The sequence below is a fragment of the Enterococcus sp. BWR-S5 genome (genome assembly GCF_016745255.1).
GTDB lineage: Bacteria > Bacillota > Bacilli > Lactobacillales > Enterococcaceae > Enterococcus_L.
The window spans coordinates 1-23,201 of sequence record NZ_JADOEQ010000012.1; the positions used below are offsets into that span (position 1 = coordinate 1).

The window sequence follows — 23,201 nt, forward strand, 5'->3', positions numbered from 1 at the left end:
TAGAAAAAAATAGAGAGATAGCGGTTGGCGGTCTCTTAAAAAGCTCCCTTGAAGGGAGCAGCAAGTAATGAGCCCTTCTAGGGCTATTAAAAAGCCACCCGCTATGCGGGTGGATAATTACTTGTTCTTCGGTTAATTATCGCATCTTCTTTTTTAGAGTCTGAAAAAGGGTTTAAGTAAAAGTTTTCAATCCTTCTTCGTACAGCAGCTCATCAATTTCAGCAATCGAAAGCTGGCGACTAATTCCGTAAATAACAATAGCATCCCAATGATGTTTCGGGTATAGCTGAGCAAAGCCGCTTTTTTTTAGAAGTGTATTTGTCTCTTCCAATGTAAGCTCAAATCCAATGGAAAGAGCGATCATTTTTTCTCTAGGAGGCTTTCTTTTTCCATCGAAATATTGATAGCCAGTCGTTTCTGTGATTCCTGATTTTCTCAATACCTTGCCTTTGGTTAAGTTTTTCTTTATGAGCCAATCATTTAAATGTTTACTAGTTTCGTTATCAATCGTGTAAGGCTTTGTATCTGAAAGTGCTGCTTGGAAGTTTTCTGCTTTCTTTAGAGAATGTAGCAGCTTATCTGTATCCTTTTCTTTCATCGTTAACTCCTTTAAATAGTTATAAAAATAGTATACAATGACTTAGTGAAAGTTGGTAGAATATTCGAGCATATTTAAAAAAATTTAGCTATGACTACGTTTATTTTTTTGATAGGCTCTAACTGGGTTGGTGAAAAAAACAAGTGAGGTTGTTAAACAAATGGAGAACAATGAAATGAACAGTTGTGCTGCAAATGGGTATAAATATATTGAGCAATTGACCGATAAAGAAAATGGTCCCCTTATGGTACGTAATAATAAAACACAGAAATTTTGGGTACAGAAGGAGTATCCCGGATTTTTAGCAGATAGCTTGGAAACATTGAAAAAAATACAACATAAGAATCTTCCGAAAATTGAAGAGATTATTGTTTCGGGAGATAAAGTCTTTTTATATGAAGAGTATATTCATGGAAAGACATTGAGTGAGATTATCTATGCTTCTGATTCAATGTCGGGAGAAGAAATTTTGAGATTGGCGCAGAATATCTTAGCTGCACTAGCTGCTTTGCATAAAGAGGGCCTGATTCACAGAGATATCAAACCATCTAATATTATGCTGACCAATGATCAGACAGTCAAACTAATTGATTTTGATGCAGTCCGCAGAATAAGTGGGGATAAGGAGAATGACACGATTCAGTTAGGCACGGTAGGGTTTGCTGCGCCGGAGCAATTTGGTTTTGCCGAATCGGATGCCCGCAGTGACATCTACTCACTGGGCGTAGTCATGAATATTTGTTCTACACGAGATTATCCTAAAAATCGGTTGACGGAAGATCCTTTGATACAGTCAATTGTTATTCAGGCAACAAAAATAGATCCCAAAGATCGCTACCAACAGGTTGCAGAGATGGCAGCAGCAGTAGAAGCGCAGCTTTCAGGAGCAGCCGCTGGAGGTCATGGGGAGCCGTACAATGCGAGTCAACTGGAAGAGGAGTTACAGGAACAAACTGCCAAGGCTGAACTTTACGAAGAGGAGGAGCTGGCCTTTGCTAAGGATAGGAAGTGGAAAAGGGAGTTTTCACTTGTAAGTATCATTCGTGGCGTCCTTCGAGCTTTTCAATACATTCCGGGATTTCGAACAAGACAGATTTGGAAAATGTTTCTGGCTATCGTAGGTTATGCTTTCCTGTTCATGATTATGACATCCAGTTCATCCTATGAGGATACCTTTGAGAAGCGAATCCGTTGGGCAATCGATTGTCTGTTTATCTTTATCTTGCCGCTTCTTTTATATGCCAATTTTCTTGATTTTCATAAGCATATTTCCTTGTTGAACTCAAACTCTGTTGTGAAAAAGTTTTTCGGGTATGTATTTCTAACGATTGTCTGGTTTGTGTTGGCTATTGTGTATACACTTTATTTGAGAGGAACCTGAGAATAAGTCTCTCGGAAAGCTGGAGACACTTTCCACTAGTTATCAAACGATTTCTTACTTTTATCTTATGCATATTGCATAAGATTTTTTCTTTTCTATTCAGTATGATAAAAATAGAAAGATGAACTAAATAACAGAAGAAATGAAAAGGTTGGTTTAATTAGACTTCAGTTTTGAAAAGTAAAAAGGTGGAAAAAACGGAGCGAAGAGATTGAAAACAGGTGTTGATTACTTACTCTAATAATGGTTCTAGGAGAACAATTATTGTCTAGGTATGTCACCATCTCTTTTAATCGAATCTCATTGTGAAGTTATTCTGTTGTTATCCCCGTGTAACAAACTCCTTGTTTATAGAAAGGCGAGTAGCTCTTGTCCCTATCAGGAGCTGCCTGCTTTAATAAGATAAGTTATCTGTCCCTTTTTTGTAATCTGCATGAATTATTGTTTGTTGGTAGCTGCTCAGTATGAAAGTGACAGAGCTTATAAGAGAATAGTTAAATGGAGAGCTATAGCTATGTTATTTAGTTCATTATTTCTAATAACCGAAAATTAGATAGAAATGGTAATCCAAAGAGATAGTGAAAGAGTTAATTCAAAGTATAAAAAAAAGGAAATGAAGCTGGTGAGGATTGCTTCATTTCCTTTTTGGTGCTTTTTTATTAACCGGCAGATAAAAAAGTGGTAAGCAGCTGAAGCAAGGACACAAGAAGGATCAATACAACGATTGTTCCGCAGATAAGCATATGTCTTTTTTTCCTCATCAGGACGATTGCTGCGAACTCTCTTAAAAAGGCGTTCGGAAGAAAATAAAACGCAGTTTTTGCTCCAATACCATCTGCTTTTAATCCTGCTTGTCGAGCAAACAATCCGGCACGAAATAAATGAAAATTGTTGGTTGTAAAAATTGCGTGATACTTATCACTGCCAAAGTCTGTGTTCATAATTTCCTTGGAGAAGCGCATATTTTCTAAGGTGTTCACAGAATTTGCTTCCACAAGAATATCCTCCTCAGGAATCCCTTTTTCCATAGCAAACTGTTTCATCGCCAATCCCTCAGCCAGATGCTCGTCATCTCCTTTGCCTCCCGACATCACGAGCTTTAGTGCTTTTTTGTTCTTTTTCTTTTGTTTATTATAGAACTGTATCGCCTTTTCAATACGGTTGCCAAGAAGCGGAGGCACACGTTTTCCATCAATCAAGCCAGCGCCTAAAACAATAATATAGTCTTGATTGTATCTAGGTCTGTTGAACTGATAGAGAATTGAGATTGTCAAAAAGTTGTAGAAGACAATTGCAAAATACCCTAATAGTATAGGAATAATGGAAAAGAGTGAAGCCATCCACGAAGGTAAAAAATGACCGGAAACATAATTAAGTATCAGAAGCGCCGTTAGCCCAACTGCAAGAAACAGGGTAAGCAGGTTTGCCAACGAGTGACCTTCCTTTCGCCAAACAATCAGAGCGTTCCAGTAAAGGAAGATAATCAAGGCGTACAGCCCAACCAGAGCCAAAAGCAAGAGCCCGAAAAGGACGCTAACCAGAAAAAGGATGAGAAGCGAATCCTGTGTCTGAATAGCCAGCAACCCCAAATAGCCGCCAAAGCTGACAAGAAAAATATTGAACAGTAAACCGTTGCTCAGTTTTCGTTTTTCTTTTTTATAGAGAAAGAAAAAGATTCCCAGAAAAGCAAGCGGGATACCGATAAGATAGCTTCCCGCTTTTACTTCAAGCTGAAGTATATAAATGAGAAAGCAGATGCCGAACCATCCCAGCTCGTACAACAGCCAATTGCCTTTTTCTTTTCGTGTCTTATTCCATATAGGAATAAGAACAAGTCCTAAAACAAAAAAAATAAATAATGACATTTCGAAATAAAACTTCATGTAAATAACTCCTTTACCTATAAGCTAGACAATTCCTGTAAATAGGTTTATATAGTGAAAGCCATTGCTTCCGTTCCGCTGTCGTATAGCCTTTTTACAGGATTCTATATACTTAGTATAGCGAAAATAGCGTGGAAAAGATAACATAATCTCTCTTATTCTTTCACTTGGCTTAGGCAATAAAGGAAAGCAAGCTTCTCTAAAATGAATAAATCGGATGAGACGATTTCGAGCAGTTTTTGCTCTGTCTGGTGGGATTTGCTATAATTGATTCAATAACTTCAAGGAGGAACAGTACATGGGATTATTCAGCGGGATGATTGGAAATGCTTCTGCACATTCAACCGAAAAAGTAGAAGATAAATTAAGGGATTTTTTAGCGCCGGGGGAACGTGTTGAGCTAGCCTATAAGTTGATTAGAGATATGGTCGTATTTACAGATATGCGTTTAATTTTGATTGATAAGCAAGGGATGACAGGGAAGAAGACAGAATATAAATGTATTCCATATCGTTCGATTTCACGCTTTTCAGTGGAAACGTCGGGTCATTTTGATTTGGATTCAGAGTTAAATATTTGGGTGGGCAGCAGTGCTGAGCCTGCTGAGGTTTTGCAGTTTGGCAAAGACAAGAATATTTTGGAAGTTCAACGTGCGTTGGCTACTGCTGTCTTGAGATAGTCTTTTTGATTGATTTGGAAAGAAATCATACGAAGAATAGTGAGGTAAGTGATCGTGTCTGAGTCTTATACATATATTATATCGGCAGACCCCAGACATCGACTATCAGAGGATACCGCTGAGCAGATGCTGGAGCTGTTGAGGAGACATGTTCTATCAGATACGGCAATTACCTATGAGCAGTTTCCTCAGCTGCGCTTTATCGATAGTGGTCAAAATTTTTCACAGGTCTGCTGTCCTTATTGCAATAAAACGATTACCGATTGGTGGAGTGCAGAAATGGAGCGCTGCCATTCTTCTGGGTTCTCTGATTTGTATGTGGTTGTCCCCTGCTGTCAACTGACAACCATGCTTAGCCAATTACAGTATTCTTGGCCTTGTGGTTTTGCAGAATATGCCTTTCGTATTGGGAAGGCTGAAAAAAGACTGTCTTCAAAGCTGTTGACGGAGATAGAGGCTTTGATTGGTACAGGGCTGGTTTTGATTTATCAGCATGTCTAATCTGTAGAAATATAGAGGAAAGAAAAACTGGTCATGTTTTACAGTTGAGGTTGTTTCTCTTTTTGATACCTTTTATAATAGTAGATATATGAAGCGGATCAATAGTTTTATTGTTGAGGAATCACTAGTGTAGGAAGTGAACACGATGTATTTTTCCCAGCACAAACATATTCGGGCTTTGTACAGTTTGTAGAAGGAGGCTTTTGTTTGAAAAACTTATGTTTATTATCGGTAATCTGCTTTTCTCATAGATAATCAACGAGGAGAGTGTAGAAGATGAACAGATATGTAAAAGAAGCAAATAAAAGTGATAAAGAGACAGTTTATAGCATAGAAGAATTAGCTTTTGGCGAAACCGATGAGGCGATTTTGGTAGAAAAGTTAGTGGCTGATTCAACAGCTGAGCCCAATATGTCACTGCTGGCCTATGAAGGACAACAAGCGATTGGCCATATTTTATTCACCAAAGGAAGTATAGTTGGTGCTGAAGAACAGTTATCGGTCATGATTTTAGGGCCGCTGGCTGTCTTGCCTGACTACCAAAAACAAGGAATTGGCGGACTGTTGGTTCAAGAAGGCTTATCTCGATTAGAGCGGATGGGTGTTGATCTTGTTTTCGTTTTAGGCCATATTGAATATTATCCGAGACACGGGTTTAGACCGGCATTGCCGCAAGGCTTCCAACCGCCTTATCCGACAAAAAAAGGTCTTGAGGATGCATGGATGGTTTTAGATTTATCTAAGAAACAGAAGGCAGTAGATTGCCGCGGGAAGGTTCGATGTTCCGATGCATTTATGCTTCCTGAATATTGGTAATAAAACTGCGGTGGTAAAAATTAATTCATGAAAAATAGAAAACTGCGCTTTGCTTGTATTTACAAGCACGGCGCAGTTTTTTTCTGTCTCCTAGTGCAAGCAGTTTAGATAGCTGTTATTTAATAATCATTTTGATAAAAACATTTAAATGGAATAAAGCGGCTTCATTTTATCCAATCATCGATCACTACTTTCTAATGATGTAAAGTGAAAAAAGTATTAAAAAACAATGAGTTTTTGTGGTTTTACTTCTATATAAATACTAAGGGAATGATAAATAACTATTGCATGAGAAACGTATGCTGACATTGATGTGGGATGGTTGTGTGACCTGACTTACGGCTTCAAAAGGGCTAAAGTGTTTACATTTTATTTTTAAGTAGGTATAATAACTGAAAATTAGAAAAAAATGAGAAAACGAAGAGAGGAAGACGTTGGATGTTGCATAAACACTTCTTTGAGCGAAAGGGAACAAAATATTATTATGATTCATTAGCAGCATTAGAAGAACAGTATGGGATTACTCTTTCAAAGCTGCCTTATAGTATTCGAGTATTATTGGAAGGGCTCATTCGCCAAAAAAATGATTTTGAGATTACAGATGCGCATATTCGTGCACTGGCTTTTTGGAACCCTGAAAAGACAGTGGAGGGAGAAGTTCCTTTTAAACCGGCTCGCGTCATTCTGCAGGATTTTACAGGGGTTCCGGTTATTGTCGATTTAGCCTCTTTGCGGGAGACTTATGCAGCATTCGGCGGAGACCCACAGAATATCAATCCTGAAATTCCAGTTGATTTAGTAATTGATCACTCTGTTCAGGTAGATGTTGCCGGAAATAAATATGCATTAGAGCGTAATATGAAAATGGAATTTCAAAGAAACCAAGAGCGGTATAAGTTTTTGAATTGGGCTCAGACTGCTTTTGATAACTATCGTGTGGTTCCACCTGCTACTGGAATTGTTCATCAAGTGAATATCGAATACTTAGCAGATGTGGTGATTCAAAAGAGAATAGATGAAGAAACGATAGAAGTGTACCCTGATACGTTAGTTGGAACAGACTCCCATACTACGATGGTCAACGGTCTTGGCGTGCTTGGCTGGGGAGTGGGAGGTATAGAAGCTGAAGCCTGTATGTTGGGGGAACCGTCCTATTTTCCGGTACCGGAGGTTATTGGTGTACGTTTTATCAACCAATTAGCAACAGGAGCAACGGCAACGGATTTGGCTTTGAAAGTCACACAAGTTTTGAGAGAAACCAAGGTCGTTGGAAAATTTGTTGAGTTTTTTGGTGAAGGACTGTCTTCTTTAACTCTTGCAGATCGGGCAACAGTTGCCAATATGGCACCGGAGTATGGCGCAACCTGCGGCTTTTTCCCAGTTGATGATGAGACGATTCGTTACCTAGAGTTAACGGGAAGAGATGAGGAATCTATTGCTGTTGCTCAAACCTATCTGAAGGAAAATCATCTCTATTACTCAACAGATGATGCTATCAGCTATTCCCAAACGGTGGAAATAGATTTAAGTACCATTGAACCGAATTTGGCTGGTCCAAAAAGACCGCAGGATTTGATTCCTTTATCTAAAATGAAGGAGACCTTTGAGAAGACGTTTAAAGCGGACGACGTACAAAGTGAAGCAATCTCCGTCAAGCTAGACGGGGAAGAATATAAGCTGAAGGACGGGGCGGTTGCGATTGCTGCAATTACGTCCTGTACAAACACCTCAAATCCGCATGTGATGCTCAGCGCCGGACTAGTAGCGAAAAAAGCCGTAGAAAAAGGACTAAAGGTTCCTAAGTTTGTTAAGGCCTCATTAGCACCAGGCTCAAAGGTTGTGACTGCTTACTTGGAAAATGCTGGTTTACTCCCTTATCTTGAGAAGCTGGGATTTTATGTCGTCGGTTATGGCTGTACCACATGTATTGGAAATTCAGGCAGCTTAAGAGAAGAAATAGAAACGATTATGGAAAAGGAAGAACTGCTTCTTGCGGGTGTGTTAAGTGGTAATCGAAATTTTGAAGGCCGTATCCATCCGCTGGTCAAAGCGAATTACTTGGCATCGCCTCCTTTAGTGGTACTTTATGCGCTGGCAGGAACGACGGATATCGATTTGGTTAATGAACCCTTAGGGCATGACTCATCAGGCGAACCGGTTTTTCTGAAGGACATCTGGCCTGAAGAGGAAGAGATTCGTCAATATGTAAATGACTGGGTAACGCCTGAATTATTTCAAACCCATTATCAGCAGGTCTTCGATGCAAATGAAGAATGGAATAATTTTCATTCAGAGCCAACGCCGCTGTATAACTGGCAGGAAAGCTCCACATATATTGCGAATCCACCTTATTTTGAAGGAATGGCTACCGAAATTGGAGCGATTAAGGAGTTGAAAGGGCTGTCTGTACTTGCTAAATTTGGTGATTCAGTGACGACAGACCACATTTCTCCAGCGGGAATCATTCAGCGAAATAGTCCGGCAGGCAGTTATCTGACAGAGCATGGTGTCACCGTTCGAGATTTTAACTCCTATGGCTCTAGAAGAGGACATCATGAGGTAATGATGCGGGGAACGTTAGCAAATATTCGGATTAGAAATCAGCTGGTACCTGAAATAGAAGGTGGTTATACAAAGTATTTTCCAACAGGAGATACGTTGTCGATATACGATGCTGCGATGAACTATAAAGAACAAGGGACAGGAACAATTATTCTTGCCGGTGAGGACTACGGAATGGGGTCATCTCGGGATTGGGCAGCCAAAGGGGTTCAATTATTGGGTGTTCAGGCTGTAATTGCCAAGAGCTATGAGCGTATCCATCGTTCGAATCTAGTGATGATGGGGATTCTGCCTTTACAGTATCAAGCGGGAGAAGATGCTGAGTATTTAGGTTTAGATGGAACAGAGCAATTTGATGTAGCTATTTCGGAGGATGTCTCTGTAGGTGATGAAATTGTTGTAAAAGCATATAAAAAAAATGGAGAGGTCGTTACGTTTACGACGATTGTCCGTTTTGATTCAGCGGTTGATGTCAGCTACTATCAGCATGGCGGTATTCTGCCGATGGTCATTCGCAAAAAGCTTTCCAAAGAAGCTGTAAGTAATCAAAAGTAAGGGAGGAACACAAATGAAGGTTCACAAAGGACTGGACGGCGTAGTCGTTTCTGAAACACGAATCAGTGCGATTGTAGATAACCAATTATTGTTTGCCGGATATAATATTGATGAGTTGATTGAAAATGAGATTCCTTTTGAAGAAGTAATCTACTTGCTATGGTACTTACAGGTACCTACGTCAGAAGAGCTGGCAGCCTTTCAACAGGTTCTTTATGCTCAAATGCCGGTTTCAGATACAATTATTACAAGCTTGAAGATTCAGACTCGTGAGCATCTTCATCCAATGAGTGTCCTTCGTTCGACAATTTCCCTTTTGGGTGTTTTTGATCCGGATGCAGAAGAGACAGACCGTGAGGCAATCTATAATCAAAGTATCGCAATTCAAGCAAAGATGCCGACGATTATTGCGGCATACGCACGATTGCGGCGAGGGCTTGACCCTATTCCTCCTAAGCAGGATGGAACGCCTTTAGCTGCCAATTTTCTGTATATGCTGACAGGGGAAGAGCCGGATAGTGAGCATGTGAAGGCGATGAACCGTTCGCTGGTTCTTCATGCCGATCATGATTTCAATGCCAGCACATTTACTGCACGTGTTTGTGCTTCAACTCTATCCGATGTTTATTCCTGCATCACTGCTGCGATTGGTTCTCTAAAGGGACCTCTTCATGGCGGTGCAAATGAGAAAGTTTTTGATATGCTCAGAGAGATTGATGAAGGGGAGCTTACAGCTGAAGAATACCTTGACCAAAAAATGGATCGTAAAGAAAAGGTTATGGGGTTTGGTCATCGCGTATATAAAATAGAAGACCCGCGTAAGAAGCACCTGAAGAAGATGGCTCAGGAGCTGACTACTTCCACCGGAAAACAGCAATGGTACTTCTTATCGTGTCAAATTGAACAGTATCTGAAGGAGAAAAAAGGCTTGATTCCAAATGTCGATTTTTATTCAGCAACGGTTTATCATTGTCTTAATATTGATAGTGACCTCTTCACTTTACTCTTTGCCATGAGCCGAGTTTCCGGCTGGCTAGGTCATATTTACGAACAAAAAAATGAAGATTGTCTGATTCGACCACGTTCGCTTTATGTGGGAGAAAGGCATGAGCAGTATCCGGTTAATCGGAGAGAAGAAGGGGGAATGGAAGCTTGAAGCATGAAGGACAACTGACAATGAATCAAGGGAAAATACAAGTGCCTAATCAGCCAATCATTCCATTTATTGAAGGAGATGGCATTGGTCCTGAAATATGGGCTGCCAGCAGAAAGGTATTTGATGCAGCGGTAGAGAAAGCGTATCAAGGAACACGTAAGGTTGCTTGGAAAGAGGTGCTTGCGGGAGAGAAGGCGCACCGAGAAACAGGTGACTGGCTGCCGGAAGAAACACTGGAAACAATCCGAAAGCATCTCGTTGCCATCAAAGGCCCGTTGACAACACCAATTGGCGGAGGCTTTCGTTCGCTGAATGTAACGCTTCGTCAAGAACTGGATCTTTATATTTGCTATCGACCTGTCCGCTATTTCAAAGGGGTGCCATCTCCATTGAAGCACCCTGAACGAACGGATATGCAGATTTTTCGAGAAAATACTGAGGATATTTATGCGGGTATCGAATTTCCTGCTGAAAGTGAAGAGGCCCTTAAGCTCATTTCATTTTTGAAAAATGAGTTGGGCAGCGAGAAAATTCGCTTTCCAAAAACCTCGGCAATTGGCATCAAGCCTGTATCAAAGGAAGGCACAGAACGACTTGTCCGAGGCGCAATTGAACAGGCAATCAGTCAAAACAGGACATCTGTTACACTTGTTCATAAAGGCAATATCATGAAATTTACAGAAGGTGGATTTAAGCAATGGGGCTATGAGTTGGCGGAAAAGGAATTTGGCACTCAAGTTTTTACTTGGCCTCAGTATCTAGCTGTTAAAACAGCTGAAGGACTTGAAGCTGCTGACCGAGCATTGGCTGAAGCGAAACAAGCAGGCAAGCTGATTATCAAGGATCGTATTGCTGATATCTTTTTGCAGGAGATATTGATTCGACCGGAAGAGTATGATGTTATTGCTACCTTGAACTTGAATGGCGATTACATTTCGGATGCTTTAGCGGCTCAGGTGGGCGGCATCGGAATTGCTCCGGGAGCCAACATGAATCTCCAATCAGGTCATGCGATATTCGAAGCAACCCATGGCACGGCTCCTGAATATGCCGGCTTGGATCAGTTGAATCCGTCCTCACTCTTATTATCTGGCGCATTATTGTTTGATTATCTGGGTTGGTCGGAAGTGGCAACCCTTATTACAGAAAGTATTGCTGAAGCGATAGAAAACAAGACCGTGACGAAAGATTTTGCCGATCAGATGGAGGCAGCTGAAAGCTTGAAATGCTCTGAGTTTGGTGAGTTGCTGGTTGAATTGATTCAAAGGAAATAGTTAACTAAAATAAAAAAGTAGAAAAGGTTCGTTTGTTCTTCTCAAATTTGAAGAATAGAAACGGAGCTTTTCTACTTTTTATGTTCAGGGTAGTTATACAGTTCAATTGTTTTTTATAGATTGCCCATAGGGTTTAGGGATAACGAAGTAATCAATTACAGGAACAAAGCAATTCATGATTAATAAAACAAAGGTCATTCCCTCCGGCATAGAAGTGAATGTACGCCAAATCATCAAAAGAGCTCCACAACAAATACCATAAAGTATTTGTCCGTTTGAAGTAGTAGGAGAAGTGCTATAATCCGTGGCCATAAAGAAGGCTCCCAGCATTGTTGCTCCACCAAATATATGAGCAAAAGCAATCGTCCAATCACCATTTCCTGCAATCAAAGCTAAAATAGCAACTGTTCCAATCATGCAGATGGGAATTTGCCAAGTAATCACTTTTTTGTAAAGTAAGAAAAGGCCGCCTAATAGAAGTAAGAGAGCTGTTGTTTCAGCATTTTTACCGGGAATTAATCCTATGAGGTTATCAAGCATTTGCCTTTGTGAGAAGCCATCACCGGATTCAGCAATCATCAATGGTGTTGGAGAAGAGACGACGTCTAATCCATGGGTAGAGAAAAATAGTTGTGGTTGAACATTTTCCGACATTTCTTGAACGAAAAGTAAACGGAGTACAGCTCTACCAGCTAAAGCGGGATTCAATATATTTCTTCCGATACCGCCAAATAGTTCTTTGGATAAAATAATTGCAATGCTTCCTCCTAAAATAGGAAACCACAATGGAACACTGGCTGGTAAACTCATTGCCAACAAAGTTGCTGTGACTATTGCAGAATGGTCATTTAATGCTTCTATTTTTTTTATCTTGAACCAAAGATACTCTGATGCTAAACAAGTTATAATAGAAATTGCATAAAGTAAAAGTGAGTGAAGACCATAAAAAAGGAAAGAAGCTATGATACTTGGTAAAAGAGCGAGTAAAACAAGATCCATAAGATTTCTTGTTTTTTCTTGAACGAGCAGATGAGGTGAAGCTTCCATCATAGGGTATCGCTTACTACGGAATGACTCAAACTGTTGGTTTCTTTCCATGATTATGCCTGCCTTTCTTCAATAATCTTCTGCCCGGCAATAATATGTTTTGCTAAATGTCGGCGGGCAGGGCATATATAAGTGCAGCACCCACAATTGATACAACGGTCAGCATACAGCTTTTTCATGCGTTTCCAATTCTGTTTTAGGTAATTTTTTTCTAATTGATGAGGGAGTAGTCCTATTGGACAGACATTCACGCAACGAGCGCAGTCAATGCAAGGGCTTGGTGTACTGTCTTCATCATGCGTCTCATTGATAATAATCAATCCGTTTGCTGCTTTTGTTAATGAAGCATCCAATGTATCGATGGTTCGACCCATCATAAAGCCTCCGATAATCACTTTAGAAGGCGGTCCATCAAATCCACCACAAAATTCAATCATATCACTAACAGTAGTCCCCATTGGAAAACGAACATTTTTTTGATTTTGGACATCACCGACAACCGAACAAATTCGATGACTTAAAGGTGTGCCCTCCATCACTGCATCATAAATTGCTGCGGTAGTAGATACATTAATGACTAAATAGCCTAAATCTCTGGTAGATCCGCCAGTAGGTTCCTCTAAACCTGTCACTGCTTTAAAAAGAAGTTCGGTACTCCCTTGTGGATAAATGGAAGGGACTTCAAGTACGGTAAGATTTGGTATGCAGTCACACCATTTACGCATGACTGAAATTGCTTCTTGCTTATCGTCTTCGATGACGATAATCCCTTCTTTGGCGGCTACTGCTTTTAGTACTAATTGGCATCCCTTGGATAATTTTTCACCTTGTGTAGCCATTAAGGCTGCATCTGCCATAAGTAAGGGTTCACATTCTGCGCCATTAAAAATGCATGTATGAATATTTTCCCTAGGGCTCAATTTTACATGACTAGGAAAAGTTGCTCCACCTAAACCAACGACACCAGCAGCTTCTACACGATCGACAATCATTTCTTGAGTGAATCTATCCATTGAATAGGGCTTTTCTTTGCATACTGTTTCTTGAAAATCATTTTCGATTACAACACAAAGTGATTTGTCTCCTTGTCCTTGATCAATCGGTTTTACAGCAACAATTGTTCCAGATACACTTGCGTGAATATGAGCGCCTAATCCATCCCCGCTGGTTGCAATTGTTTGTCCTAGTGTGACTGTCGCTCCAATTTCCACTACTACTTCTGAAGCATCACCAATGTGTTGTTGAACAGGAATATATACTCTTTTAGGCTGAATTGTTTCAATAGCTTTATAGTTATTGATTCCACGTAAGTGCAAGACATCATTTTCATGAAGATTCAATCCGCCATTAAACGATTTTCTCATGTCACTTCCTCCAATATATATCATAATTTCATTATAACATGGTCTATTTGAGGTAAAAAAAATAGAGCCTTTGGTGCCATCATAAAATTGGAAAGTGTTTAGTTTGAAGAATACATTGGAAGATGGAAAAAGGATGGGGAGATGAATAAAAGAATAATATAAAACAAAAAAGCCTGACCGAAGTCAGGCTAAAAGTTTAATTTGAATTAAGCTTTGTTAACGTTAGTAGCTTGTGGTCCGCGTTGTCCGTCTTCGATGTCGAAAGTAACTGCTTGACCTTCTTCTAAAGTTTTAAATCCGTCGCCTTGGATAGCTGAGAAATGTACGAAAACGTCGTTTCCGTTTTCAGCAGTGATGAATCCAAAACCTTTGTCTGAGTTAAACCATTTTACTGTACCTGTTTCCATGATAGAAAATCCTCCTTATGTTTCAAAAAATTATTTTGCAATTACTTGAAAGGTGAAAATGTGGAGGATGTTTACTATATCAATGAAACAACTACACATATATTACCGAACAAAAACTACATTTATTACTATAACATACATTTTTCCATTTGCATAGTAAATAGACCAATTATTAAATTTTTCATTAGTGTAAAATATTTTTCCTCCTATCAAAAAAATTAATGGTATACTATATACAAGTTAAGCATTTGAATATGAAAGCGAAACAGTAATCGTCTTGATGAAATCTATTCCGAAGGCGCAGTCTTGGAGCTGCATAGATTTGAAAGTAGGAAGGGTTCAAATTGTTTAGATGAGAGTGATTAGCTGAGCGCTAATAGATAGTTTTACCTGAGTTTCTAGCTAATAAAGTATTTAATGAACTTAATATCAAAAAGTACCCGCAACGCTTGAATAAGCCTTGCGGGTACGTCTAATTTTCGGGATGTTTTTTTTTCTAGCGTCGCTTTGGCAGAATGGATTTGAACATCAAATTAGCGCCGCCGATAATTAGAGTGAGCATCACGATATAGGAAAACAAAGACGTCCTAGACAAACGAATATGGACAGTCATAACGATGCTGACAACAATCAGAAGTGCACCGGCGATGGCTAAAATCCGACCAATAATTGATTTAGTATTATTGAATATCATAACAATACCAATAACTAGAGGGATAACTGTCCAGCCATTTGAAATACCAAAGCCGCCAATTCGAAACATGCTGTAGCTAAACCAAGAAGAACTAACAGTGAGCTGATTGAAAAATAGAAATAAGCCAATCGCCAGTAACGCCATTCCAATGAAAAAATTTGGCGGTTTAGGTTCTTTTCTACTGTATTTTTTGGGGTTGTTCATTTTGTTTCTACTCCTTTCATCATCCGACAGGAAAAATCAATAAAACTACGGGTAATCTCTTATCTTATACCATAACAATCTTTTTCTTTTTACATTCAGTAAGTCGCTGTCAGACGGTTTTCTCTTACTTTATCATAAAATGAACAGGTTTTGAACCTGCAAAATGCATACTTTGACAAGCGAAAAGACACGAAGCTGGTTGATTACTCAGCTTCGTGTCTTTTTTAGTTGCAGAAAGTATCAGTATCTTAAAATAGCTGCTAAGGATTTTTCATCAGGTGCTGCCTGTTGGTCTAAGACAAACACTTTTCCACCTGTTTTGATAACAGCATAGGCCGTATTATTCAACAGCTTTCTTCGATCAAATTCAATAGACGACATTTCTGTCGTTTCGTTAATAAAATTGGAAGTAGCAATAAAGAAGTGAGACAGTCGTCCTTCACTGGCTGCCGGAACAATATCAACCAGCTGATCGACAAACTTCTTATCCAACAGTTCATTATAAGAGGCTGTTTCCAGTTGTTCCAGCTCCTGAGTAATCTTTTGAGCACCGACTTTGATTTCTTTTAGAGAAACCTGTGCCGGTGAAGCTGAGACAGCTGCAGTTGTATTTAAATAAGGATTTTTTGCCAGTTTTTTGAACATCGCTTGGTTTTCAGGCAATGCGTAGAGGAAAATCGGCAGCTTGTCAGGATTTTCAAAAGTATCCTTGAAATAAGTGTCAATTGCTTGATAGTAATTAACCCAATCGATTTCAACCTCTTCATCTTTAGGGTTAATCCCGTGATAAGCAACACCTTCTTTTCCGGAACCATTGTAGCCTGAACCGGCTTTCGTTGAATAATTCAGATTGCCTCCGGTCAGCTCATCACCAAGCGTACCGACCAAATCAGTAGGAGCATCCTCCGGTAATTCTACCGCAGATACCTGCTGTCCATTCACAAGATAAAGTGACATAGAATCTCTATTCAAAGCAAGGAGGTAGTAGTCATAGGTGAACTGCTGATCCTTAATAATCCCTAATAGATAAGGCTTTTTCCCAACATAGTATTGGTCATCCACCGGGACATTTAATTTATATAAGAACGTTTCATCTTTTGTAAAAATAATCGTGATGCTTTTTGTTGTATTCCTCCAAAATGCGGCATCCGCTTCTAAATCATTGATTTTTTTCTGGAAAGGAGCCCAGTCAAAATCGGCAAAACGTTTTTCAAAACGTATTTTTGCAGCTTTCGCCAAATTCTTGAAGGCAAGAATGTCTTTACTGATATCTTGATGAGCGACATGGGTATTCAAAACAAACGTGACAAAAGGACCTTGAATTTCATCTGAGAATAGTTCATTAAAACGAGTTTTTCCATTATCTGACATAATCGATTCCTCCTATAGTGAAACGTTTTCTAGCGCTATACAACCTGCTAAATAGTAGTATTTCTTTGCTTGTACGATCAGTAAAGGAAAGATGCTGTATTTAACAAGATTTATATATAAAAAGTGTAGCACAAGGACAAGAATGTTTAAAATGATATGATTAACTGAAAATAGGGACAAATAGCGGTTTTCTCATGGAAAATTTAATAAATCCATAGAGCTTCCTCATGTTTGCCGTTTCAATCTGTAATAAAATAGGTGTATGCCAATTATCCCGAATTGGTTTTTCATACTTACTCCTACCAAGAGTAAATAACAACCTTCATTTCCACCACATTACCCGATGTGGTGGTTTTTTTTTGTGCTCTACATTCGTAAAAAGCTAAGCAGTAATTTGAAGCAGTCGATTTCTCAACACACTGTTGATTTTTTATTCCAGCTATCTTATCATGAAGAAAATAGAAGGGATATTTCTTAAGGTCAAAAAATGAGAAGTACCTTGTCATTTGAAAAGAAATTTTGATTTTAGGAAAATGGGAGAGTATATGTCAACGAAAGCAGAAAAAACCAGAAGGCATATTGTTGATGTCTTTATGAAATTACTAAATGAATGCGGCTTTGAAAAAATTACCGTTGCGAGTATAGCAAAGGAAGCGAAAATCAATCGAGGCACCTTCTACTTACATTTTACAGATAAATATGCTGTATTAGAGGAAGTTCAGGAGGATATTTATCGAAACTTTGAGGAGATAGTGACGAAATATATTGGTGTTTCTCTTATAGAAAAGCAACTAGATGAGTCAGCAACCTTGGAAGAGCTGTTTCGAGTTGCTTGTCTGCAGCTAATGAAGTTTTTGTATGACCGAAAAGAGGTGGCGCAAATTTTTCTTGGAGTGCACGGTGACAGCCAGTTTATAGAGCGACTCGAAAAGGTCTACACGGATGTAGTTAGAGGGAAAATAAAGAAAAAAATCTCTGTTTTAGAGGATTTTCAGTTAGAATTTGTTTTTGCCGGTGCAATTGCAATTGTAAAAAAATGGATTCGTGAAGGTGCGATACAGCCTCCGGAGGAAATGGCCAGATTGTTAGCAGAGTGTATGACATCATCGCCTATTGAAATATTTGAACGAATTGAAGTGGCAAAATAGGCAAAGTATAACAGTGGATAGTAAAAAATGATAAAGAAATAATTCAAAGACTGCTGCAGGATTCTTGCGGGAGTCTTTCTTTATTTTTTTAGAAGAATAAGCATCTGTTATACTGCCAATCAAAAACTGTACTAAAATTTGTTTTTTTCTGCTATAATTTACAGAGAAGAGATACAGCATACTGTAGAGGGCTGATGCTTTTGTTTGAGCAGGGAGGCAGAAAATGAAACTGATTTTTCATGGTCATTCATGTGTAGAGATACAATTAAGCGATGGAAGCAACCTTTTGATTGATCCATTTATAACTGGAAACCCAGTCAGTGATTTGATTAGCGATGAGGTAAACACAGATGTAATTCTTGTTACACATGGTCATGATGACCATCTTGGCGATATGGTTCCCATTGCAAAAAAGAATGATGCGTTACTTGTAAGTATAGTAGAAATTGCTAATTTTGCAGAGAAACAGGGCATTTCGAGCCACGGTATGAACTTAGGCGGCAAACATGAATTTTTCTTTGGACGAGTGCAGTTTGTACCGGCATTACATAGCTCCGGTTATGATTATCAAGGGGAGACCTTATATATGGGAGAACCGGCAGGCATCATTTTTCAGGCAGAAGGAAAAACCATTTATCATGCCGGCGATACGGCGTTATTCACGGATATGGCTTTGTTGAATAAGTTTTATGATATTGATATTGCTTTTCTTCCTATTGGAGATAATTTCACGATGGGACCTGAAGAAGCAGCCATTGCAGCTGAGTACATCAATGCCAAAACAGTTGTGCCGATTCACTACAATACCTTTGAGCTGATTCGTCAGGATGCTTCGGCATTTGTTGAGCGGTTAAAACCGGGTGTTGGCAAAATCATGATGGTTGGAGACAGTATAGAACTATAGGAGGATACTATGGCGACAAAACATGATCAAATTTTACAGCATATTGAAGGCCTGCCAATTGGCGATAGAATCTCAGTTAGAAGCATCGCAAAAAACTTGGGTGTCAGTGAAGGAACGGCCTACAGGGCAATCAAGGATGCTGAAAATATCGGGTTGGTTTCTACGATTCAACGCGTAGGGACGATTCGAATTGAACGAAAACTAAAAAAACATATAGAAAAGTTGACCTTTGGAGAAGTGGTCCGAATCATTGAAGGAGATGTCTTGGGCGGTTCTGCTGGGCTTGATAAGGTATTAAACAAGTTTGTGATTGGGGCGATGACCAAAAAGGCAATGGTGCGCTATATTACACCAGGCTCGTTGATGATTGTCGGAAATCGTCATGAGGTTCAAAAGCTTGCCTTGGAGAATGGCGCAGCAGTACTAATCACCGGAGGATTTGACACCGACGAAGAAATTGAAAAGCTGGCGGATGAACTGGAAATGCCGGTGTTGCGGACAACGTACGATACGTTTACGGTTGCCACAATGATTAACCGTGCCTTGAGCGATCAGCTAATCAAAAAGGATATCATGCTAGTCAGTGATATTTATACGACGCTTGAGAAGACAAATTATTTAAGTGTTACGAACACAATTGCGGATTATCAAAAGCTGTCCGAAGGAACTACCCATTCTCGTTTTCCTGTTGTTAATAAAAACATGCGGCTTGTTGGAATCATTACGGCAAAGGATGTCATTGGCAAAAATGATGTGACAACGATTGATAAGGTGATGACAAAAGAACCGATTGTCGTCAAAAAGACGATGAGTGTGGCTAGTGTCAGTCACCAAATGATTTGGGATGGACTGGAAGTCATGCCAGTGGTAGAGGATGATTTCTCTTTAATCGGTTTGGTTTCTCGGCAGGACGTCATGAAAGCAATGCAGCTTGTGCAACGGCAAACTCAGATAGCAGATACGATTTCCGATCAAATCTCAGGTGAGGTTGTAATTGCAGAAGACCAGAATCAGGAGAAGGGGAAACTGGAAACACCATCCTTTACTTTCCATGTAACTCCGCAAATGGTTAATGGGGTCGGAACAATTTCTTTTGGTGTGTTAAGCGAAATTGTTTCTAATGTCACGCAGCGGACAATGATTGTCAATCAAAAAAGAAATGTGCTGATTGAGCAAGTCAATCTTCACTATCTGCGTTTGATTCAGCTGGAAAGTGATTTAGATATTCGCCCAAGAATTTTAGAACTAGGAAGACGTTCAGCCAAGCTGGATGTAGAAATTTATCTGGAAAATGCGTTGGTAGCGAAAGCTATCGTTGTATGTCAGGTAATGGAGCGTTCGTAGGAGGAAGAAAGAATGAGTGTGAGAAATGATATTCTCTCGATGATTAAAAGTTATGAAACAATTATTATCCATCGCCATCAACGACCGGATCCTGATGCTATCGGCTCACAGGTCGGTTTGGCAGAAATGCTTCGTGCCAGCTTTCCTAAAAAAACGATTTATCAGGTTGGTGGTCCAGTAGAAGGCTTGGAATTTTTAGCCGTGATGGAGGATGTGGAGGATAGCGTTTATCAGGATGCTTTAGTCATTGTAACAGATACAGCGAATTCTCCGCGGATTAGTGACAATCGCTATTCACTAGGAGAAAAGCTAATTAAAATCGACCACCATCCAAATGATGAGCCTTATGGAGATTTGGTGTGGGTAAACACGAATGCAAGCAGCTGTAGTGAGATGATTATGGATTTTTATCTGGCATTTCAGGATGAATTGGTTTTGACGGATAATGCGGCCAGATTACTATATGCGGGAATCGTTGGTGACACGGGGCGTTTCCTATATCCTGCAACAACCGCTCATACCTTAGAGGTTGCTGCTGTATTGCGTGGGTATGCATTTGATGCCACAGCGCTGAACCGAGAGTTAGAGCAGATTTCTATGTCTGTTGCGAAGCTTGCCGGTTACGTATATCAAAATCTTGCTGTCGATGCCGTCGGAGCAGGGAAAGTCCTTATTTCTCAAGAGAAACTTACAGAGTTTGGAGTGGTTGATTCAGAAACCGCCGCTGTTGTTCCATTGCCTGGAACAATTGATGAAGTGCTGGCATGGGGGCTGTTTGTTCAACAGCCGGAAGGATATTATCGTGTTCGCCTTCGCTCGAAAGGGCCTGTAATTAATGAAATCGCGAAACGTCATCATGGGGGCGGTCATCCGCTGGCAAGCGGAGCCAATGCCAGAGATATGGACGAGGTTAATGAAATCTATGCGGAAATTCAGCAGGCTTGTCAGGCGTTCCGTAAGGAGTAGAGAGTAATAACAGAGTAAAGAGGATTGGAATGAGTAATCTGCCAATCCTCTTTTTTTGTGCTTAAGAATAGAAATGGTTTTTATAGCTACCTGATGCCTTTGGGTAGCTGTTCCAAGTGTTCAGCTACGCCCATATTTATTCCTCTGAAAAAGAGTTTTTGGCTACTCTTTTCTTTTTGACTGAAATACGATAGAATGAAAAAGATGTTATTTAGTATCAATAATGCTAAGGAAAACCCCAGCATCTTTAGCGTTTTCACAAATTCGAAAGCTTTGAGCTTGATGCCATGGCTCACTTGAAAAAGTGCTTCTACGAGTCTCACGTCATTTCGATTCTCGAAGCAAAGCACAAAGCCTAGCTTGCTTGGCTATCGGACCAAAGGAAACAAAGAATCGGCTAGTTACCTAGCAGATTCTATCATTAATTTATAAAGGAGAACGAACATGGAAACTTTACCAAACTGTCCGGAATGCGGATCAACGTATACATATGAGGATCGGGGAATGATGATTTGCCCAGAATGCGCTCACGAATGGACACCGGGAGATGCTGTGGAGGAAAATGATTCAGCAATTAAGGATTCGAATGGCAATGTACTTGCTGATGGCGATACAGTCACTGTCATCAAAGATTTGAAAGTAAAAGGAGCAAGCGGAGCGATTAAGCAAGGAACAAAGGTTAAAAACATCCGTTTAGTTGAAAGCAGCGATGGTCATAACATCGATTGTAAAGTAGATGGCTTTGGACCAATGAAGCTGAAATCTGAGTTTGTTAAAAAGGCATAAAAAATAAGGGTAGCTTGAAATTTGCTGCCCTTATTTTTTTTTAAGAGAATTAAAAGATAGGAGTAGAGTACCCATTTATAAGTGTCGATAATCAATTGTGCCTCAAGCCCCTGATGTTGTGAACCTACTACTATCCTCGTGATAATAAATAACGGTGTCTTAATGGCTGAAGCCATATTTTTTGATTTCTTCCGGTTTATGGTAGACAAGATGTGCGTTATTTAAGGCGTGAATTGCTTCATTGAAATCCTCAATAAAATCGGCAGCCATATTCATGCCAAAATCACCACGAACAACGATTCGTTGAATAACGGTTGTGTCCAGCGCTTTAGGAAGCGGATATGCTGGAATTTGCCACCCCTTCATCAATAAACGATCAGATAAATCATAAAGTGTCCATTCTGTTTTTGAATCGGCTTTTAATTTGTAGCAAATCAATGGTAACTGTGAGCCATCATTGATAATGTCAAAGCAATTTGTTTTTTGAATTTCCTTTGCTAGAAAAACAGCAATTTCATGGGTTCTCTCGTGTATTGCCTGGTAGCCATTGAAGCCATAGCGTACAAAGTTATAATATTGACCGATTAATTGTGCAGCGCTATGAGAAAAATTGATAGCCATTGTCGGTAGCTCTCCTCCCAAATAGCTGACATCAAAGACAAGCTCGCTAGGTAGATACAGCTTATCTCGCCAAACAATCCAACCGACACCAGGGTATACTAGTCCATATTTGTGACCAGAGGCATTAATGGAAAGAACATTTTTCAGTTGAAAATCCCAAATCAAATCGGGTTCTACAAAAGGTGTATACAGACCACCTGATGCTGCATCGACATGAATATATACTTTGTGCTCAGTTTGAGAGTTATAGGCTTCAACGAGATTGTTTAAGGCTTTGATATCATCATAGCGGCCGGTGTAAGTAATACCCAATATACCAACGATGCCAATGGTGTATTCATCAACATAATCCATGACGGTACCTAGGTTGAGTGACATATGGTTTTCATCAATGGGTACTTCACGCAATTCGATATCCCAATAGACACAGAACTTTTCCCAGCAAACCTGATAAGCGGATGAAATAACCAAGTTTGGTTTTTTTACAGCGGTATCCACTCCTAATTTTTCCGCACGCTTTCGCCATGAGAATTTCATGGCTAAGCCGGCCAACATACATGCTTCAGACGAGCCAATCGTTGATGTACCTATAAATTGTTCGGTCTCTTGGGCATGCCACAATGAGGCAATCATATTTACGCAGCGATTCTCAATTTCAGCAGTTCGTGGGTATTCAGATTTATCCACTGCATTTTTATCTAATGTCAAGCGCATCAATTCAACTGCCTCAGGCTCCATATAGGTTTGGCAAAAGGTTGCCAGATTTAAACGAGCATTTCCTTCATCTAGCATTTCATCCTGAACAAGCTGAAATGCGGTGCGGGGTTCAATTGATTCTTCATTCAATTTGTATTTAGGTAAATCAACCTTTTCGCTTTCTGAGCCAAAAATTGGTTCTAAAAAGTCAGTTTCATCACGATCTCTTTTTCCATAAAGCATT

The 23,201-nt window shown here is 39.7% G+C and carries 20 protein-coding genes; 12 read left to right on the forward strand and 8 right to left on the reverse strand.

Going from position 1 to position 23,201, the window contains the following annotated elements; all coding sequences use genetic code 11:
* Positions 1 to 172 precede the first annotated feature (172 nt).
* Complete coding sequence (locus IW510_RS13615) at positions 173 to 598, reverse strand: helix-turn-helix domain-containing protein (protein WP_202060547.1); 426 nt, start codon at positions 596 to 598, stop codon at positions 173 to 175.
* 175 nt (positions 599 to 773) lie between these two features.
* On the opposite strand from IW510_RS13615, the gene IW510_RS13620 reads away from it, so the two are divergent.
* Positions 774 to 1,979: a serine/threonine-protein kinase gene (locus tag IW510_RS13620; RefSeq protein WP_202060549.1), complete on the forward strand. Its 1,206-nt coding sequence runs from the start codon at positions 774 to 776 to the stop codon at positions 1,977 to 1,979.
* 659 nt (positions 1,980 to 2,638) lie between these two features.
* Here IW510_RS13620 and IW510_RS13625 read toward each other — a convergent pair.
* Positions 2,639 to 3,862, reverse strand: coding sequence for a YdcF family protein (locus IW510_RS13625; RefSeq protein ID WP_202060551.1), 1,224 nt, complete (start codon positions 3,860 to 3,862; stop codon positions 2,639 to 2,641).
* Positions 3,863 to 4,160: 298 nt separating this feature from the next.
* Here IW510_RS13625 and IW510_RS13630 point away from each other — a divergent pair, with 298 nt between their 5' ends.
* The 6 genes from IW510_RS13630 (at position 4,161) to icd (ending at position 11,405) form a co-directional block, all read left to right on the forward strand.
* Positions 4,161 to 4,541 carry a PH domain-containing protein gene (locus IW510_RS13630; RefSeq protein WP_202060553.1) on the forward strand — a complete coding sequence of 127 codons (381 nt, stop codon included), beginning with the start codon at positions 4,161 to 4,163 and terminating at the stop codon, positions 4,539 to 4,541.
* Between the two features lie 54 nt (positions 4,542 to 4,595).
* Positions 4,596 to 5,042: a hypothetical protein gene (locus IW510_RS13635; protein WP_202060554.1), complete on the forward strand. Its 447-nt coding sequence runs from the start codon at positions 4,596 to 4,598 to the stop codon at positions 5,040 to 5,042.
* Positions 5,043 to 5,318: 276 nt separating this feature from the next.
* Entirely contained in the window at positions 5,319 to 5,858 is a 540-nt protein-coding gene (locus IW510_RS13640; RefSeq protein WP_202060555.1) for a GNAT family N-acetyltransferase, read from the forward strand.
* 438 nt (positions 5,859 to 6,296) lie between these two features.
* Positions 6,297 to 8,975, forward strand: coding sequence for an aconitate hydratase AcnA (acnA, locus tag IW510_RS13645; RefSeq protein ID WP_202060556.1), 2,679 nt, complete (start codon positions 6,297 to 6,299; stop codon positions 8,973 to 8,975).
* A gap of 13 nt (positions 8,976 to 8,988) precedes the next feature.
* On the forward strand, positions 8,989 to 10,131 hold the full coding sequence (locus IW510_RS13650) for a citrate/2-methylcitrate synthase (RefSeq protein WP_202060558.1): 1,143 nt from the start codon (positions 8,989 to 8,991) through the stop codon (positions 10,129 to 10,131).
* 20 nt (positions 10,132 to 10,151) lie between these two features.
* Positions 10,152 to 11,405, forward strand: coding sequence for an NADP-dependent isocitrate dehydrogenase (icd, locus tag IW510_RS13655; protein WP_202060792.1), 1,254 nt, complete (start codon positions 10,152 to 10,154; stop codon positions 11,403 to 11,405).
* Between the two features lie 102 nt (positions 11,406 to 11,507).
* Here icd and IW510_RS13660 read toward each other — a convergent pair whose 3' ends face one another.
* The 5 genes from IW510_RS13660 to IW510_RS13680 all read right to left on the reverse strand — a co-directional run bounded on the left by IW510_RS13660 (position 11,508) and on the right by IW510_RS13680 (position 16,492).
* Entirely contained in the window at positions 11,508 to 12,503 is a 996-nt protein-coding gene (locus IW510_RS13660) for an RnfABCDGE type electron transport complex subunit D (protein WP_202060560.1), read from the reverse strand.
* A gap of 2 nt (positions 12,504 to 12,505) precedes the next feature.
* Entirely contained in the window at positions 12,506 to 13,816 is a 1,311-nt protein-coding gene (gene rsxC / locus IW510_RS13665; RefSeq protein WP_202060562.1) for an electron transport complex subunit RsxC, read from the reverse strand.
* A 206-nt stretch (positions 13,817 to 14,022) separates the two neighbouring features.
* Positions 14,023 to 14,223: a cold-shock protein gene (locus IW510_RS13670; RefSeq protein ID WP_086275065.1), complete on the reverse strand. Its 201-nt coding sequence runs from the start codon at positions 14,221 to 14,223 to the stop codon at positions 14,023 to 14,025.
* Between the two features lie 496 nt (positions 14,224 to 14,719).
* The gene (locus tag IW510_RS13675; protein ID WP_202060563.1) at positions 14,720 to 15,121 is read right to left on the reverse strand and encodes a hypothetical protein; all 402 of its coding nucleotides are present in this window, start codon (positions 15,119 to 15,121) and stop codon (positions 14,720 to 14,722) included.
* Positions 15,122 to 15,361: 240 nt separating this feature from the next.
* Positions 15,362 to 16,492: a baeRF6 domain-containing protein gene (locus IW510_RS13680; protein ID WP_202060564.1), complete on the reverse strand. Its 1,131-nt coding sequence runs from the start codon at positions 16,490 to 16,492 to the stop codon at positions 15,362 to 15,364.
* 545 nt (positions 16,493 to 17,037) lie between these two features.
* On the opposite strand from IW510_RS13680, the gene IW510_RS13685 reads away from it, so the two are divergent.
* From IW510_RS13685 to IW510_RS13705, 5 genes are all read left to right on the forward strand, one after another.
* Positions 17,038 to 17,640 carry a TetR/AcrR family transcriptional regulator gene (locus tag IW510_RS13685; protein ID WP_202060565.1) on the forward strand — a complete coding sequence of 201 codons (603 nt, stop codon included), beginning with the start codon at positions 17,038 to 17,040 and terminating at the stop codon, positions 17,638 to 17,640.
* 223 nt (positions 17,641 to 17,863) lie between these two features.
* On the forward strand, positions 17,864 to 18,544 hold the full coding sequence (locus tag IW510_RS13690; RefSeq protein ID WP_202060567.1) for a metal-dependent hydrolase: 681 nt from the start codon (positions 17,864 to 17,866) through the stop codon (positions 18,542 to 18,544).
* Positions 18,545 to 18,553: 9 nt separating this feature from the next.
* Positions 18,554 to 19,888, forward strand: a complete 1,335-nt coding sequence (locus tag IW510_RS13695; RefSeq protein ID WP_202060568.1) for a DRTGG domain-containing protein — start codon at positions 18,554 to 18,556, stop codon at positions 19,886 to 19,888.
* Between the two features lie 12 nt (positions 19,889 to 19,900).
* Positions 19,901 to 20,854, forward strand: coding sequence for a DHH family phosphoesterase (locus IW510_RS13700; RefSeq protein ID WP_202060569.1), 954 nt, complete (start codon positions 19,901 to 19,903; stop codon positions 20,852 to 20,854).
* 444 nt (positions 20,855 to 21,298) lie between these two features.
* Positions 21,299 to 21,640, forward strand: coding sequence for a zinc ribbon domain-containing protein YjdM (locus IW510_RS13705; RefSeq protein ID WP_202060570.1), 342 nt, complete (start codon positions 21,299 to 21,301; stop codon positions 21,638 to 21,640).
* Positions 21,641 to 21,799: 159 nt separating this feature from the next.
* Here the strand turns inward: IW510_RS13705 and IW510_RS13710 are convergent, their stop codons facing one another.
* The gene (locus IW510_RS13710; RefSeq protein ID WP_202060572.1) at positions 21,800 to 23,200 is read right to left on the reverse strand and encodes a glutamate decarboxylase; all 1,401 of its coding nucleotides are present in this window, start codon (positions 23,198 to 23,200) and stop codon (positions 21,800 to 21,802) included.
* Position 23,201 lies beyond the last annotated feature (1 nt).

What these genes read in the sequence shown, in the direction of transcription:
- IW510_RS13615 (WP_202060547.1), bottom strand. Translation starts at nt 598, where the DNA reads ATGAAAGAAAAGGATACAGATAAGCTGCTACATTCTCTAAAGAAAGCA.
- IW510_RS13620 (WP_202060549.1), top strand. Translation starts at nt 774, where the DNA reads ATGAACAGTTGTGCTGCAAATGGGTATAAATATATTGAGCAATTGACC.
- IW510_RS13625 (WP_202060551.1), bottom strand. Translation starts at nt 3,862, where the DNA reads ATGAAGTTTTATTTCGAAATGTCATTATTTATTTTTTTTGTTTTAGGA.
- IW510_RS13630 (WP_202060553.1), top strand. Translation starts at nt 4,161, where the DNA reads ATGGGATTATTCAGCGGGATGATTGGAAATGCTTCTGCACATTCAACC.
- IW510_RS13640 (WP_202060555.1), top strand. Translation starts at nt 5,319, where the DNA reads ATGAACAGATATGTAAAAGAAGCAAATAAAAGTGATAAAGAGACAGTT.
- acnA (WP_202060556.1), top strand. Translation starts at nt 6,297, where the DNA reads ATGTTGCATAAACACTTCTTTGAGCGAAAGGGAACAAAATATTATTAT.
- IW510_RS13650 (WP_202060558.1), top strand. Translation starts at nt 8,989, where the DNA reads ATGAAGGTTCACAAAGGACTGGACGGCGTAGTCGTTTCTGAAACACGA.
- icd (WP_202060792.1), top strand. Translation starts at nt 10,152, where the DNA reads ATGAATCAAGGGAAAATACAAGTGCCTAATCAGCCAATCATTCCATTT.
- IW510_RS13660 (WP_202060560.1), bottom strand. Translation starts at nt 12,503, where the DNA reads ATGGAAAGAAACCAACAGTTTGAGTCATTCCGTAGTAAGCGATACCCT.
- rsxC (WP_202060562.1), bottom strand. Translation starts at nt 13,816, where the DNA reads ATGAGAAAATCGTTTAATGGCGGATTGAATCTTCATGAAAATGATGTC.
- IW510_RS13670 (WP_086275065.1), bottom strand. Translation starts at nt 14,223, where the DNA reads ATGGAAACAGGTACAGTAAAATGGTTTAACTCAGACAAAGGTTTTGGA.
- IW510_RS13675 (WP_202060563.1), bottom strand. Translation starts at nt 15,121, where the DNA reads ATGAACAACCCCAAAAAATACAGTAGAAAAGAACCTAAACCGCCAAAT.
- IW510_RS13680 (WP_202060564.1), bottom strand. Translation starts at nt 16,492, where the DNA reads ATGTCAGATAATGGAAAAACTCGTTTTAATGAACTATTCTCAGATGAA.
- IW510_RS13685 (WP_202060565.1), top strand. Translation starts at nt 17,038, where the DNA reads ATGTCAACGAAAGCAGAAAAAACCAGAAGGCATATTGTTGATGTCTTT.
- IW510_RS13690 (WP_202060567.1), top strand. Translation starts at nt 17,864, where the DNA reads ATGAAACTGATTTTTCATGGTCATTCATGTGTAGAGATACAATTAAGC.
- IW510_RS13695 (WP_202060568.1), top strand. Translation starts at nt 18,554, where the DNA reads ATGGCGACAAAACATGATCAAATTTTACAGCATATTGAAGGCCTGCCA.
- IW510_RS13700 (WP_202060569.1), top strand. Translation starts at nt 19,901, where the DNA reads ATGAGTGTGAGAAATGATATTCTCTCGATGATTAAAAGTTATGAAACA.
- IW510_RS13705 (WP_202060570.1), top strand. Translation starts at nt 21,299, where the DNA reads ATGGAAACTTTACCAAACTGTCCGGAATGCGGATCAACGTATACATAT.
- IW510_RS13710 (WP_202060572.1), bottom strand. Translation starts at nt 23,200, where the DNA reads ATGCTTTATGGAAAAAGAGATCGTGATGAAACTGACTTTTTAGAACCA.